Below are 15,078 nucleotides of genomic sequence, written 5' to 3'. Positions count from 1 at the left end.
CTGGCGTTCAGCGCCAGCAGGTTGGTCTGGAAGGCGATCTCGTCGATCAGCGACACGATGTCGGAGATCTTCTGCGCACTGGTTTCGATCTGGCTGACGGCCGTGACGGCATTGGCGACGACGCTGCCGCCCTTTTCCGCCGTATCACGCGCCACGGCGGCCAGCTGGTTGGCGGCCTGGGCATTGTCTGCATTCAGCTTCACCGTCGCCGTCACCTCATGCATCGAGGCCGCGGTTTCTTCCAGGGCCGCCGCCTGCGCCTCGGTGCGCTGCGCCAGGTCCTGGCTGCCGGTCGAAATTTCTGCCGAGGCATCGCGCACCATGGCGGCGGCTTCAGCAAGCTTTTTCATGGTATCCGACAGGCGGTCACTGACCTGGTTGGCATCGCCGGCCAGATCGGCAAACAGGCCCTGATACTGGCTGCGGATGCGATGGGTCAGATCGCCATCGGCCAGCTTGTGCAGCATGGTGCCAAGATCGCCCAGCGCCCGCTCGACGGTGCCGAGCAGGGTGTTCACGCCTTCACCCAGTTCCTGCATCACGCCCTCGATACGGCTGGTATCGATGCGTTCGCTCAGGCGTCCGGCATTGGCGGCGGCAACGATCTCGCCGACTGCACTCTTCAGCAGGCTTTCCTGCGCCTTGCGGTCGGCTTCGAACTGCACGCGGTCGGCTTCGATCTGGGTCTGCAGCTGCTGCGCTTCCTGGCCCTGGTCCTTGAAGACCTGCACGGCGCGCGCCATGTCGCCAATCTCGTCGCGGCGCTCGGTGCCCACCACCTGGGCCTCCCAGTCGCGCTTGGCCAACCGGTCCATGGTGCCGGTGGTGGCGACAATCGGATCAATCACGCGGCGGCCGACATACAGCCAGCCGATACCGACGGCCGACACCAGACAGATCGCGGCGATCACGGCCATCACCAGCTGCGCGATGTTGATTGCGCCGATCGATGCCTGGGACGAACTGGCGGCATCGGCGCGCGCCGAGGCAACCAGCTGGTCGACCGCATCCGACAGTGCCAGCGTGGCCGAGCGACCTTCGCTCAGGGCTGACAATGCTTGGCGCGCCGCGGCCAGTTCCTTCAGGCGGGTCTGGAACAGGCCCTCCTCGCCCTCGCTGGTCTTGGCGATGCTGTTCACCATCTCCTCGATTTCCTTGTTCGGGTAAACCGAGATCACGGTATCGAGGCCACGCAACATTTCGGCCTTGGTGTTGATGTTGTCGACCTGGATCAATTCGACAGCCTCCAGGCTGTCGGCCTGCGCGGCCACCGCCAGCATGCCGACGCTCAGGTTGACCTTGGCGACCAGATCCTGAATGGCACGGGCACCAGCCACCTGCTTGTCGAGGATGCTCTGGATCATTTCGGCCGCACCGGCACCAGCGGCGCGCGAAACCAGCTCGAACTCCATCGTCATGTCCATCACGGCCTGGTCCACCGCCGGCTGGGCGAGGAACAGGAAGTTGGCATGATTGTCGGTCATCGTCTTGGTCAGCGCCTGGCGCTTGGCGTTCAGGGCAAGGCGCTGTTTCACCGCACTGTCGATGTTGGCCATCGCCTCCGACAGCCGGCTGAAGGACTCTTCCGCTTCCTTGCGCAGTGCCTCCGGCGCGTCGCCGGCCTTCACCTGCGCCAGCGTGCGGGTGATCTGGGTCAGCTTGCCCTGCAGCACGGCTGCAGCCGTGCTGCGTTCGGCGTCATTATGGGCATAGGCCAGCGCCGGTGCGGAGGCCGCAACATCGGCGCTCTGGGCCGAGAGTGTCAGCGCGGCGCTGACGGCGGGCAGGCTGCGATCTGTAACCAGGCCAAGCGCCCCTCGCACCTGGCCGAAGAACGCGAAGGAAATCAGACTTGATACAACGGCCATGGCGGCGAGCACGCCAACAGCAAGAAACAACTTTTGACGAATCCCGAAACGCATTCTTGCGCTCCCCCTCAAACCCCAATGAAGCACAGAGTGCGCCTGCACAATGACACGTGCAACCCTCAATGCCGCGCAACACAGTCGCGACAGGCGTCAAAACATAGTTAAGCCACACCCACAGGTATTATATCCCCGGATGTTTATGAGTGTTTTACGGGGTCGCCCTGCACAAGAACGGCGCAGCAGAACTGATGCCGGTCTACTGGCGCAGCGGTTTTATCGCAGTGGAGCGGGCTCAGAATTCCTGCCAGTCGTCATCGTCCTTGGCCGGCGCTGCTGCCGGTGCCGGCTTCGCGGGGGCAGCAGGCTTTGGCGCGGGTGGTGGTGCTTTCGCGACGACCGTCGCGGGTTTCACCGCAGACTGGGCAGACTTTACCGCGGGCGCGGCGACAGGTGTGGCGACGGGCGCAGGTCTCATCGCCGCGGCTGCCGCGCTGTTCCCGAGCTTGAAGAAGCTGACCAGTTCAGCCAGCTGGCGACCCTGATTGGCCAGCGACTGAGCGGAAGCCGAGGTTTCCTCTACCAGCGCACCGTTGCGCTGGGTCATCTCGTCCATGCTGCCGACGGCGGTATTCACCTGATCAAGCCCGGTGGCCTGTTCGCGGCTGGCGGCGGCGATCTCGGCCACGATATCGCTCACCTTCTTGATCGCGGTGACGATATCGGTCAGCGACGATCCAGTCTGGTTCACCAGCGCCGCACCGGTCTTCACCTGCGCATTGGAGGTGGCGATCAGCGCCTTGATGTCTTTGGATGCATTGGCTGAGCGCTGGGCCAGCGCGCGCACTTCCTGTGCCACGACAGCGAAGCCCTTGCCGGCTTCACCGGCACGCGCCGCTTCCACGCTGGCGTTTAGGGCCAAAAGATTGGTCTGGAAGGCGATCTCGTCGATCAGGCCGACAATATCGGCAATCTTCTGGGCGCTCTCCTCGATCTGGGTCACCGCGGTGACGGCATCGGCCACCACGCTGCCACCCTTCTCAGCGGTATCGCGGGCGACGACTGCCAGCTGGTTGGCGGCCTGGGCATTGTCGGCATTCTGTTTCACGGTGGTCGTGATCTCATGCATCGAGGCCGCGGTTTCTTCGATGCTGGCTGCCTGCGATTCCGTGCGGCTCGCCAGATCCTGGCTTCCGGATGAAATTTCGCCCGAGGCATCGCGCACGGTCCGCGCGGTGTCGGTCAGGCGTGTGGCGAAATCACGCAGGCGGTCAGCCATGGCTGTGGCGCCGGTCTTGAGCTGGCCAAAGATGCCTGGATAGTCCTTGTCCAGCCGCTGCGTCAGGTCGCCCTGCGCCATGGCACTGATCACCGATGCAATCTCGCCAGTCATAGCCTGGCATTTGTCCGACATGCTGTTGATCGCTTCGCTGAGCGATTTGATGAAACCGGTCTTGCCGGTGAGGTCGATACGGTCGGCAAAGCCGTTATCGGTGGCGCCCTGCACCAGTGCGACGACTTCATTGCCCAAGCGTACCTCTTCGGTGCGGTCGGCCCATTCCACCACGGTGCCCACGCGTTCGCCGCGCTTGTTCAGGGCGGGATTGGCGATCAGGTCGAAGATGCGGCCACCCACGGTGATGCGGGTACGGTAGGTGGTGGTCAGGCTGGCCAGCAGCTTCTGCTGATGCGCCGGGTTCTTGTGGAAGACATCGACATTCTTGCCGATCAGGTCATCAGCATCGAAATGCGGCAGATCCTTGCGCAGGTCGGACTGGGCGTTCTTCAGTGTCGCGATCACAGCCTTGTTGCAGTAGACGATCACGTTTCTTTCGTCGGCGATCATCACATTGGTGGTGACATTCTCCAGGCCGCTCTGGGCTCGCGCCGCGCCGATTGAGGTTTGTTTGAGTTCATCCACGGCCCGCGCCAGAATGCCGATTTCATCGCGGCGGTCGCGATACTCGATCTCGACGTTCATGTCATTCTGCGCCAGCTGCTCGGTCCAGCCGGCAATGCGCGGCAGAGGCCGCAACAGCATTCGATTCATGATAAGCGCAATGGCAACACCCAGGATCACCGCAATTGCGCCGGTGATCAGCACCTGCCAGGCGATCTTGTCGACAAAGGCCTCGATATTGGTTTTCAGCACGCCGGCATAGAGGATGCCGATGATCTTGCCGGCCGGGTCGTAAACCGGGTGATAGACCGTGTAATACGGTTTGCCGAGAATCACGGCTTCGCCCAGATAGGTGCGGCCCTGGGCAACCGGTGCATAGGCCGCGCTGGCCTTGCCCAGCGGGGTGCCCACCGCCCGCTTGCCTTCGGCATTGATGATATTGGTGGTGCGGCGGAAGAAGTCCTGCTCGGCATCCTGCCAGCGGAACAGCGTGGCGGTTTCGCCGGTCACCTTGCCGATCTCGTCGATCATGTCGTGCTCGGCGAAATCGGGAATTGCCGTCATGGTGACGCGACCGACGCGCCCCTGGGCGTCGATCTCGAATTTCGTATCGGGAAAGGCCTTGCGCACCAGCACCGCCAGCGTGCGCAGACTGTTGTTCTGGCGGTCGATCACCTGCTGGGCTATCTCGCCGCGAATCTGCATGACGGCGCCGCCGCCGACGGCCAGGGCAGTCAGTACGATCAGGATTGCGGTGATGAGGGCGATCTTGGTGACGAGCGGCAGACGGCTCAGCATTGTGGTGTCCCCTTATTGGCAGCGGGCCGATACCAGTACTCTGGGTACGATTGCACAGGCCTGCCCGATCGGGCACACAAAAAACCAATTAACCTTATTTATCGCATCTCTAAGTCATTGCCTCAAAAGCAAATATTCAGTCTGCGGAGGAGATTCCAGTCTCACAACCGGAAGAAGCGCACCAGTTCTGCCAGCCGGGCAGCCTGATCGGCCATCGACTGGGTGACGGCCGTGTTCTCCTCAACCAGGGCTGCATTGCGTTGGGTCATCTCGTCCATCTGGCCAACGGCGGTGTTGATCTGATCAAGGCCGGTGGCCTGTTCCCGGCTGGCAGCAGCGATCTCGGCAACGATATCGGTCACCTTCTTCACCGCCGACACGATATCGATCAGCGATGAGCCGGTTTGGTTGACCAGCGCGGCGCCGGTTTTTACCTGGGCATTCGAGGCGCTGATCAGTGCCTTGATGTCCTTGCTCGCATTGGCCGAGCGTTGCGCCAGTGCCCGCACCTCCTGCGCCACCACGGCGAAACCCTTGCCGGCCTCGCCGGCGCGGGCTGCTTCCACGCTGGCATTCAGCGCGAGCAAGTTGGTCTGGAAGGCGATCTCATCGATCAGGCCAACAATGTCGCTGATCTTCTGGGCGCTTGCCTCAATCTGCGTTACCGCCGCGACGGCATCGCTGACCACGGAGCGACCCTTTTCGGCCGTATCACGCGCCGCACTCGCCAGCTGGTTGGCAGCATGGGCATTGTCGGCATTCTGCTTCACCGTGGTGGTAATCTCATGCATCGAGGCTGCAGTCTGCTCGATGGAGGCTGCCTGGCTTTCAGTACGCTGTGCCAGATCCTGATTGCCGGCCATCAGTTCTGCCGATGCATTGTGCACGGCATTGGTGCTGTCGCCCAGTTGGCTGGCAATCTCACGCAGGCGCACGGCCATGCTGTTTGCGGCGTCTTTTAGACGACCGAAGGCGCCATCGTAAGCGCCATTGACCTGGCGGTTCACATGGCCTTCGGCAAGGCCGCCCATCACCGCGGTAAACTCGCCAACGATGCCATCCAGCGTGGCAGCAAGCCCATTCATCTGTTGCGACAGGCCCAGGAACACGCCGGTCTTGCCGGCTTCGTCCATGCGGCTGTCAATGCGGCCGGCAGAGATCGCCGCGCAGAAAGCAGCAATCTCTCGATTGATCACATCATTGCGCGCCATTTCTTCATCCTGCAGGCGCTTTTGCATCGCGATCCGCTCACGCTCCTCGGCTTCCAGCCGTTGCGCCGCGCCAGCACTTTCGCGCAAACCCTCCAGTGCCGCAGAAATGCGGCCGAGTTCATCGGGGTTGGCGGCGACCGGCACCGGCGTGGTGTAGTCACGTTGCCGCAGGCCATCCACCGCCACCAGCAACCGCTGCACCGGGCCAGCAAAGCGACGCCGCAGCACGATAATGCCGATGACCGCCAACAGAGTGGCAACAATCACGGCGCCGCCGGCAATCAGCAACCGGCGTTCGGCGGCATGCTGTTCGCGGTCGGCATAGGCGATGGCTTCGTCAAGCGCAAGATAGGCAATGCCGACGATGTGGTCGAACGGGCCCTGGCATAGCGCATTCCATTGCGCCGGCGTCATCAACGCCGCACCGCTGCCATCCAGCTTGGGGATCAGCGCATCGATCTCGGCCTGGGCCTTGTCATAGGCGGCCTTGGCATCGCGCACGGCCTTGAGCACGGAGGGGGTCACGCCGTTGCGGCTGATCTGGTCTTCCAGACCGTCCCAGCCTGCAAGGACGATGCCGCGGTTGCGGGTCAGCGTGGCGCGCTGCGTATCGTCCAGCGGTTTGCTCTGGTTGATGTTCTGGCGCTGGATCGAGCACTGGATACCGTAGCGGTCGCGGATCTGCCAGGCGAAGCGGCGCACCTGCACCAGTTCGGCGATCAGCGGATCGAGAATGCGGATCTCGTTACTCACCACGGCCGAGGTTGCATTCACAGCATTAATCAAGCCGGTGGTGGCGTTGTACCAATCGTTGGTATTGGCAATGGCGCGGCTGGCCCTGGGCTTGTCGCCCTCGGCGATCAGGCCGGCGAACTTGCCATCGACAATGCCCCATTGCTCGGCGATGGCGGCTTTCAGCTTGGCCTGATCGGGAACATCGAGGCCGTTGAAGGCCTGCTGCACACCGGCATAGCGTTTGGCATAATCCGCCTTGATGGCCTCCATGGCGGCGCGCCCGTTATCCTGCGCCAGGATGTCGGCCTGGGCCTGGCCACGCTGCACGCGAAAATTGGCCACCCCGTCAAACAGCAGGCGGTCGGCTTTGGCGAGCGCGAGAATACGGCCCTTTTCAGTGGCGGCGATCTGGGCGTCGCGCACCTGCACCAGGGTCACAACCAAGCCGACAGTGCCGAGCAGCAGAATAATCGCCAGCAGCAGGCGATTGAGTGAATGCCGAAACATGATGGGCCCCCGTTGACCGTCCGCACACGTCTAATGCGAACTAAGTCATCCAATATTCAAGTTATTTCTTGCCTATTGGTAAAGGGCGGTCCACGCCGGAGGGGCCGGCCGATGCTAGGGCATGGCCAGGGTCGGAGCGACTGAAATCGCGCTTTGATCAGTTCTCGCGGGCGTATTTGCCGCTTTGGGCCAGGGCCTGCAGGGTGATCAGGCGCTCTTCGCCGCCGGGCTCCAGCTTCCGGATGGCAGCATGTTCCGGCAGGTTCGGCAACACTACGATGCGTTCGACCCGCCAACGCGCCTGGGCCGCAGGCGGCACAAAGCGCGAGCATTCCAGAAAAACAGTGCCGACCGGAATGAGGGATTCCATGCTCATGCGGCGCCTCGGAGCTGCGCTGCGCCAAGGGCAACAGATTCCGAAAGATGGTTATGGGCTGAAAGACTGGTACGGGCTAAGTGACCGGCGCTCACTGACACCGAAACGGCAACCCCAGGCATGGCCTGCTTCCCCCTGTTCGGCGCCGCAGCCGTGTCATAACGGAAGCGACGCAGCGACTGTCGGCCCAGTATGCTTAATTTTGTATAAATAAAAAAGCCGGTTTTCCGGCTTTTTCCGGCGAATATGGATGGCGGTTGTACTCGCCGTAGCTGCTGTTGCTGGACAGCAGCTGACTGGATGCACAGGATGCGCCGCCCGTTTTCTGAGGCCGATCCGATGCTACACACTGACATTCTGTCGCGAAAATCCGGGCTCTTTGCGCTGCATGGCGTAGGTCTGCTGGTGGTCGTTGTCCTGATAGGTTTCCGTATCCTGGCGGCCCCTAGCGTGATGGAACCAGATTCTGGCCGCTATATTACGATGGGACTGAATTTTGCCGAACACGGCACTCTGACCAATCAGAACTTTAGTCCAGATAAGGCTCCGCCGCCCTCTATGGCCGAAGGTGGCCCGCTTACGGCCTTTGAGATCGGGCTGGCGGCCAAGCTACACGCGCCGACACGACAAACCCTCATCTGTATGATAACGGTCGGTTATCCGGGTACGAACTGCAATGGATCGTTGGCGGGCTTGAAATGGCTTTATGGCATCGAGCTCGCGGTTTTCCTTTTCGCACTCTATCGCATCGCCTTAATGGTCTTTGCTCAGGATGTAATCCGCGCCTGGCTCGCCGTGCTGGCTGCCCTCGCCTGTAAAGAAGCATGGCAATACAGCCGCCATATCCTCTCCGAGCCCTTGTTCCTGGCGATGGCCGGGCTGTTCCTGTGGGCTTGGCTGGCCGCTTGGCAACGACCGCAGCGGGCGATCGGTTGGCTGCTGGCTGGCCTGCTCCTAGGCCTCACAGTTCTGGTGAAGCCGTCGTGGCTGGCGCTCGGGCCGGTGGTGCTCGGTCTCATGCTTGTTTTCGCCTGGCATCGCTTATCGCCATATAAGCTTCTGCTGGCGGTCATGGCCTTTGGTCTCGGCTTCGCTGTGCCGACCGGCCTGCTGCTGCTGCGCAATTACATCCAGCTCGGCGAGTGGACGATGTCCGATCCTCACTATCTCATCGGCTCGCTGTCGCATCGTGCCGGTTTCAACCTGATGACTTGGCGCGTGTGGTTGATGGGCTGGATCTATTACCTGCCCGGTTTTGGAGATGATCTGGGTGCATGGCTATTCGGGCGCGATGCCGTGTGGCGTCTGGGCTGGGATGCCGGAGGATATTACGACGATGCCCGTGCCATCTTGCATGTACAGATGCGCGCGTTGTCGACCGCCGACGCGCAGCAGCATTTGTTGAATGAATATTATCTCAGTGATCCGCTGAAGAATATTGCCGTCACCGCACTGCTTGCGATGCGCGGACTTTTCGTTGGCGGCAAATGGGGCCTGTTCGGTCTGATGGCCATAATCCCGCTGTTGCTCTGGCTGCTGCCGCGCGGCGAGCAACGGCGGCTGTGGTGGCTGCTGCTGTTGCCGGCGCTGGCGATGGTGGGCATCAATGCGCAGCTGTCGGTCAGCATCGTGCGCTACAATCTGGCGCTGATCCCGGCCTTTGCCATCGCCCTGTCGGCTGTGGTCTATGCGCTCGGCGTTTTTGCCGCGAAGGCAATCCGCCGCGACAGGATGTAGGTGCCAAACATCGCGGTGACGGACCCGATCGCCAGCGCCGCGATCGGCCAGGTGGCAAACCAGGGCATGGCACCCACCAGCAGGGCGAAGATGGAAAAGTTGATCGCCAGGCCGGTCAGCTGGATCGCCAGATAAAGCGCATATTGCCGCCGCACCGGCTGGCTGCGGCCGGTGCTGAAGGTCCAAACCCGGTTCAGCCACCAGGTCACGGTCACCGCCACCGGAAAACCGATCGCGCGGGCCGCGAGCGGCGTCCAGTCTGCCAGATCGTTCAGCAGCATCAGCAGGCCGCCATCAACACAGAAGCCGATACCGCCAACCACTACAAAGCGCAGCAGGTCGGCATGCGCGCGTGCGCGCTGGCGCAGGGCCCCGGGCAACAGTGCCAGCAGCCGCTCAGGCATCCGGGCTGCGGGAGGGCGCCACGTGGTTGGTGGCCGGCAGCGCCAGATAGAACAGCCGCTTGTAGGCCGTCTCGGCCAGCATGATGCTGTCGAGGATGATGCCGGTGATCAGGCTGATCGCGCTCAGCATCACCAGGCCAACCACACCCACCGTGGTCGGAATCCGTGGCACCGTGTGGGTTTCGACGAAATGCCACAGGATCGGCATGCCCAGGGCCAGCGCAATGGCGAAGAGCAGCAGGGCCAGCGCGGAAAACAGACCCAGCGGGCGCACGGCCTTCAGCAGCTTGATCACCATCAGCAGGATGCGGAAGCCGTCGCGGTAGGTTTTCAGCTTGCTGACGCTGCCTTCGCCGCGCTCGAAGTAATCCGTCTCGATTTCGGCGGTCGGCAGCCGCAGATGGATCGCATGCACGCTCATCTCGGTCTCGATCTCGAAACCGGTCGACAGCGCCGGGAAACTCTTGACGAAGCGGCGCGAGAAAACGCGATAGCCCGAGAAGATGTCGGTGAATTTGTCGCCGAACAGGCGCCGCACAATGATGTTGAACAGGCGGTTGCCCCAGCGATGGCCGGCGCGGTAGGCACCTGCTTGCGTCTCGCGCCGCACGCCCACCACCATGTCGAGATGCTCGTTCAGCAGCTTGGCCACCATCTCGCCGGCGCGATTGGTGTCGTAGGTGCCATCGCCATCGGCGATGATGTAGAGATCGGCATCGATATCGGAAAACGCCCGGCGCACGGCATTGCCCTTGCCCTGCTGGCGCTCGGTGATCACCGAGGCGCCGGCCCCGCCCGCGAGGGCTGCGGTGCCGTCGCTGGAATTATTATCCAGCACATAGATGCGGGCAGCGGGCAGCACGCGGCGGAAGTCGGCAACCACCCGGGCGATGCTCAGTGCCTCGTTATGGCAGGGCAGGATCACTGCCAAAGATGGTGTATGCGCTGTCACGATTCCCTGCCGTCAGCCTTCCCGTAATCGTCACCGTAATAGGCGAAAATCGGGCTCTATGCTATGTCTTGGCAAAGACGGACAGGGGGGCCTGATGATCCGAATATGCTTGGCAGTGGCGGTGCTTCTGCTGGTTTTGCCTGCACCGGCACCAGCTTATGAAAGCGGCCCGCGCGGCACCCCGGAAGGGCCGCATCGCCAACAGATGCACTGGATTCCGTCTCTTGCCGCGCAGCCGCCGAACTGGGTGCTGGTGACCCAGGTCTGCCGGCCCACGGTCGACAAGGTTCCGGGCGATACGCCGGCGCCCCTGATGGTGCTCAACCACGGCTCGCCGGCCAATGGCGGCCAGCGGCCGGCGGTGAAACCCTATGCTTGCGATTCCGAACCCGCCGCATGGTTTTTGAACCGCGGCTATGTCGTGGCGATGCCGCTGCGGCGCGGCTATGGCGAAACCAGCGGTCCGTGGCTTGAGGAATATGGCCGCTGCTCTGATCCGGATTTCGCCCGTGGCGGCCTGGCCACGGCGGAGGATATCGAATCCGCCGTGCGCTATCTTGACCGGCTGCCCTATGTGCAGCCGGGCCGCACCGTGATCGTCGGCCAGTCGGCCGGCGGCTGGGGCAGCCTCGCCTACAGCAGCCGCAACCCGCAGGGTGTCGCCGGCATCATCAATTTCGCCGGTGGGCGCGGTGGCTGGGTCGGCGGGCGGCCCAACACCAATTGCGTGCCCCAGCGGCTGGTCGAGGCGGCCGGCGCCTACGGCAAGACGGCTCGCATCCCGACATTGTGGATCTACACCCAGAACGACACGTTCTTCGCACCTGATCTGTCGCGGGCGATGCATGCGGCCTATGTGGCCGGTGGCGGCCGGGCGGAATTCCATATGCTGCCGGCGCAGGGCACAGACGGCCATGGCTTCCTGCTCGCCTATCGCAGCGCGCAGCTCTGGGGACCGCTGGTCGAGACCTATCTCGCCGGGCTCAAGCCTTGAGGCAGGGAGGAGAGGCGCGTGGTGGGCGGTACAAGGATCGAACTTGTGACCCCTACCATGTCAAGGTAGTGCTCTACCGCTGAGCTAACCGCCCGTTACGCGCTGTTTCAGTCCCAGAAAGAGGCTCTTGGACGGAAAGTCCGGGGGTCGACCGGACCGGCAGGCTTTTAATCGCTGCCGGGCCGGTTGGCAAGCCTCCCCCGGATGGCCCATATTCTCCCTTTAATTGTCTTGGCCAATTGCCCCGGTTCTCCGGCTTCCCAGGATTCGATGACAAGCAGCGCTCCGATCAAAGCCCGTGCCTTCCGGCCCGACCCTGAATTTCCGGCCAACCCGCCCTTGCGGGTCACCCGGCCGCAGGATGCCGGCTTTGCCGGCCCGGCCAGTGCCGTGGTGCTGTCCTCACCCCATTCGGGGGATATCTACCCGGCCAGCTTCAAGGCTTACAGCCAGCTCGATCCGCTGACGCTGCGCCGCTCGGAAGATGCCTTCATCCACGAACTCTACGCCGACGGCCCCTCGCGCGGTGCGCCGCTGCTGGAGGCGCTGTTCCCGCGTGCCTATTGCGACCCGAACCGCTCGGCCTACGAACTCGACCCCGGCATGTTCGATGCGCCGCTGCCGCCCCATGTGGTTACCGAAAGCAGCAAGATCGGCGCCGGGCTGGGCACCATCGCCCGCGTCGTTGCCGGCGGCCTGGAAATCTACAAGAGCAAGATTCCGTTTGCCGAGGCCGAGCGCCGCGTCGAGACCTGCTGGCGCCCCTATCACGATACGCTGCAAAGCCTGCTGACAGAGGCCAGGACCCGCCACGGCGTGGCGCTGCTGCTGGATTGCCATTCGATGCCCAGCGTCGGCGGCAACAACATGCCCGATGCGGGCCAGCGCCGCGCCGATATGGTGATCGGCGATTTCCACGGCGTGTCCTGCCCCACCCGGCTGGTCGACCGCGTCGAGGGCTATCTTGCCTCCTGCGGCTTCAGCACCACGCGCAACAAGCCCTATGCCGGCGGCTATATCACCCAGCATTACGCGCGCCGTGACCAGGGGCTGCATACGCTGCAGCTCGAGATCAACCGCGACCTCTACATGGACGAGACCAGCATCACCAAATCGGCGGGCTTCATCCGCGTGCAACGTGCCATGACCGGCCTGATCGAACTGCTGATCGCCTCCGCCACCCCGGATTTCCTGAAGGATTGAATGCCATGATCTCGCGACGCCGTCTGCTGCTCGCGGTCATGCTCCTGGCGCCCGCGATCTGCATTTCGATCACCGCACGCGCGGCCGAAGTTGGCAACGCCACCATGGGCCGCACCCTGGCCGACCGCTGGTGCGTCGCCTGCCACGGCACCACTTCGCGCGGCAGCGATGCCGCACCCTCGCTGCCGCGGCTGATGCGCGGCCGCAGTGCCGACGAAGCCCGCCTGCGCGGCTGGTTGGCGGCGCCGCATCCGCCGATGCGCGGCATCGAGCTGTCGCGCCAGGAAACCGAAGACATCATCGCCTGGCTGCGCCAGCTCGCGCGCGAGTAAAGACTTTGGATCCTAGGATCGCGGCGATCGATTTTTCGACCGCCGCGTCCTCAAATCAGAGAATATCGTAGTTCAGGCAGAACTGGATGTTCATGCCGGTAGCTGCGTAAAGGCCAAGACCGGCCGGAATCACCAAATCAATATGTGTGCCGCGAACCCCGCCTAACTGGTAGGCGATTTGCTTACTGGTATCGCTGTAGCCGCTTGGCGCCGATGTGGCGGCAAACAGAACAACCACTGCGTCGGTGACTGCCAGTGCTGTCCCAGTCCCCAGACGAATACCATTCACATTCGTTCCCGGCGCCACGATGGTGACCACACCGTTCAATTGCGCATGATAAAACGAACTGCCCAGTTTGGTCGGCAGGGCATAATCACCAAAGATTGCAGGACAGGACATTGAAAAACTCCATATCAGATCATGATGCCGGGATTGGCGTCATAGTCTGATTGGGAAGCGCCGCGCCGGTCGAGAGACGAATCGGCGGCATATTGATGTCTGGCAGAAAACACATACCCACGCATGCACAGAGTTGGATTCAGATCGATAGTGGCAGCGCCGTGGTGTGCTTGATCTGGTGCAGCACGATGGCCGAGCGCACGCTGCGCACGCCGGGCACGCGCAGCAATCGTTCTGACAGGAAATCGGCGAAGGCTTTCAGGTCGCGCGCCACGATACGCAGCACGAAATCGGCCTCGCCGGTCACCGAATAGCATTCGAGGATTTCAGGAAAGCGCAGCACCGCGGCCTCGAAGCCGTCCATCGCCTCGGCCTGGCGGTCGAGCGAGATATTGCTGAAGGCGAGCACGGTCAGCCCCACGGCCTCGGGTTTCAGCAGCGCGGTATAGCCGGCAATCACCCCATCGGCTTCCAGGCGGCTCAAGCGCCGGCTGATCTGGCTGGCGCTCAGGCCGACGCTTTCGGCCAGCGCGGCATTGGCGGCGCGGCCATCAGTCTGCAGGGCGGCCAGCAGGCGCAGGTCGAAAACATCCAGGTCAGGCAGCATGCGCATTTATCGCATAAACCGTCATAAAACGCCATATTATTGCATATAAGGCGGTTATAAAACGGAACTTGCCAAGTCTTTGCACGGCTTTCGCCATATCCTTGCAGCAGAGAGTCCACAGTCCCCGGAGGCCCCATGGCCCTCGCTGCCCAGCACGACGATCTCGAACTCCGCGCCGACTACACCCATGACCAGCCGCTGGACCGCTACACGGCGGAAGACCACGCGGTCTGGCGCGACCTGTTCCGGCGCCAGGCGGCGCTGCTGCCCGGCCGCGCCTGTGACGAATTTCTTGCCGGTCTCACGGGCCTCGGTGTCGCGGCAGATGGCGTGCCGGATTTCGAACGGTTGTCGGATGTGCTGGAGAAGGCCACCGGCTGGCGCATTGTCTGCGTGCCCGGCCTGGTGCCCGATGATGTGTTCTTCGGCCATCTCGCCGCACGCCGCTTTCCGGTCACTTGGTGGATTCGCACCCGTGCGCAGCTGGATTACATCCAGGAACCCGACTGCTTCCACGATATCTACGGCCATGTGCCGCTGCTGATGAACCCAGTCTTTGCCGATTACATGCAGGCCTATGGCGCCGGCGGGCTGAAGGCCAACGGGCTCAATGCCCTGCATCATCTGGCGCGGCTCTACTGGTATACGGTGGAATTCGGTCTGATCGAGCAGAAGAACGGCGACCTGCGCATCTACGGCAGCGGCATTCTGTCATCGAAAACCGAAAGCATCTTCTGCCTCGACAGTGCCGCGCCGAACCGCATCCGCTTCGATCTGATGCGGGTGATGCGCACGCGCTACCGCATCGACACCTTCCAGAAGAGCTATTTCGTGATCCGCAGCTTCAACGAGCTGTTTGAGGCCACCAAACCGGACTTCACCCCGCTGTATGCACAGCTGGCGGGCCAGGCCGATTACGCGGCCGCCGATGTGATGCCGCAGGATGCCGTCATCACCCGCGGCACCCTGAACGCGCGGGAGGGCGGCTGGGAAAACGATACCGCCGATGCCTGATATCGTGACCGGGATCGCGCTTGACCTTCCCGTATGGGAAGCC

13 protein-coding genes and 1 tRNA gene are annotated in these 15,078 nt (G+C 62.7%); 5 read left to right on the top strand and 9 right to left on the bottom strand.

Annotation, left to right across the window (positions count from 1 at the left end):
• From AAG821_RS03835 to AAG821_RS03820, 4 genes are all read right to left on the bottom strand, one after another.
• The coding region (locus tag AAG821_RS03835; protein ID WP_341910090.1) for a methyl-accepting chemotaxis protein at positions 1-1,868 on the bottom strand (1,868 nt) is incomplete at its 3' end.
• Between the two features lie 292 nt (positions 1,869-2,160).
• Positions 2,161-4,563: a methyl-accepting chemotaxis protein gene (locus AAG821_RS03830; RefSeq protein ID WP_341910092.1), complete on the bottom strand. Its 2,403-nt coding sequence runs from the start codon at positions 4,561-4,563 to the stop codon at positions 2,161-2,163.
• A gap of 161 nt (positions 4,564-4,724) precedes the next feature.
• Complete coding sequence (locus AAG821_RS03825) at positions 4,725-7,016, bottom strand: methyl-accepting chemotaxis protein (RefSeq protein ID WP_341910094.1); 2,292 nt, start codon at positions 7,014-7,016, stop codon at positions 4,725-4,727.
• Positions 7,017-7,173: 157 nt separating this feature from the next.
• A complete protein-coding gene (locus tag AAG821_RS03820; protein ID WP_341910096.1) occupies positions 7,174-7,392 on the bottom strand; it encodes a hypothetical protein in 219 nt (72 codons plus the stop codon).
• Positions 7,393-7,701: 309 nt separating this feature from the next.
• On the opposite strand from AAG821_RS03820, the gene AAG821_RS03815 reads away from it, so the two are divergent.
• Complete coding sequence (locus AAG821_RS03815; RefSeq protein WP_341910098.1) at positions 7,702-9,129, top strand: hypothetical protein; 1,428 nt, start codon at positions 7,702-7,704, stop codon at positions 9,127-9,129.
• Here the strand turns inward: AAG821_RS03815 and AAG821_RS03810 are convergent.
• Positions 9,078-9,533, bottom strand: a complete 456-nt coding sequence (locus tag AAG821_RS03810) for a GtrA family protein (protein WP_341910100.1) — start codon at positions 9,531-9,533, stop codon at positions 9,078-9,080. The genes AAG821_RS03815 and AAG821_RS03810 overlap by 52 nt on opposite strands.
• Complete coding sequence (locus tag AAG821_RS03805; RefSeq protein ID WP_341910102.1) at positions 9,526-10,485, bottom strand: glycosyltransferase; 960 nt, start codon at positions 10,483-10,485, stop codon at positions 9,526-9,528. Before AAG821_RS03805 ends, AAG821_RS03810 begins: the two co-directional genes overlap by 8 nt.
• Before the next feature lie 94 nt (positions 10,486-10,579).
• Between AAG821_RS03805 and AAG821_RS03800 the strand changes: the two genes are divergently transcribed.
• Complete coding sequence (locus AAG821_RS03800) at positions 10,580-11,479, top strand: alpha/beta fold hydrolase (RefSeq protein ID WP_341910104.1); 900 nt, start codon at positions 10,580-10,582, stop codon at positions 11,477-11,479.
• Positions 11,480-11,498: 19 nt separating this feature from the next.
• On the opposite strand, the gene AAG821_RS03795 is transcribed toward AAG821_RS03800, so the two are convergent.
• Positions 11,499-11,573, bottom strand: a tRNA-Val gene (locus AAG821_RS03795).
• Between the two features lie 176 nt (positions 11,574-11,749).
• Between AAG821_RS03795 and AAG821_RS03790 the strand changes: the two genes are divergently transcribed.
• Both AAG821_RS03790 and AAG821_RS03785 read left to right on the top strand, forming a co-directional pair.
• Positions 11,750-12,682 (top strand): N-formylglutamate amidohydrolase, encoded by a 933-nt coding sequence (locus AAG821_RS03790; protein WP_341910106.1) that lies wholly within the window; start codon positions 11,750-11,752, stop codon positions 12,680-12,682.
• Between the two features lie 5 nt (positions 12,683-12,687).
• Entirely contained in the window at positions 12,688-13,014 is a 327-nt protein-coding gene (locus AAG821_RS03785; RefSeq protein WP_341910108.1) for a cytochrome c, read from the top strand.
• Positions 13,015-13,069: 55 nt separating this feature from the next.
• Here AAG821_RS03785 and AAG821_RS03780 read toward each other — a convergent pair whose 3' ends face one another.
• Together AAG821_RS03780 and AAG821_RS03775 are read right to left on the bottom strand one after the other, a co-directional pair.
• Complete coding sequence (locus AAG821_RS03780; protein WP_341910109.1) at positions 13,070-13,414, bottom strand: hypothetical protein; 345 nt, start codon at positions 13,412-13,414, stop codon at positions 13,070-13,072.
• Between the two features lie 139 nt (positions 13,415-13,553).
• Complete coding sequence (locus AAG821_RS03775; RefSeq protein WP_341910111.1) at positions 13,554-14,021, bottom strand: Lrp/AsnC family transcriptional regulator; 468 nt, start codon at positions 14,019-14,021, stop codon at positions 13,554-13,556.
• Positions 14,022-14,156: 135 nt separating this feature from the next.
• Between AAG821_RS03775 and phhA the strand changes: the two genes are divergently transcribed.
• Positions 14,157-15,035 (top strand): phenylalanine 4-monooxygenase, encoded by an 879-nt coding sequence (gene phhA, locus AAG821_RS03770; protein ID WP_341910113.1) that lies wholly within the window; start codon positions 14,157-14,159, stop codon positions 15,033-15,035.
• Positions 15,036-15,078: the final 43 nt, after the last annotated feature.

Source organism: Ferrovibrio terrae, assembly GCF_943372915.1.
GTDB lineage: Bacteria > Pseudomonadota > Alphaproteobacteria > Ferrovibrionales > Ferrovibrionaceae > Ferrovibrio > Ferrovibrio terrae_A.
The sequence above is the reverse complement of the archived record's forward strand: the minus strand, read 5'-3'. Positions and strand labels throughout refer to the sequence as shown.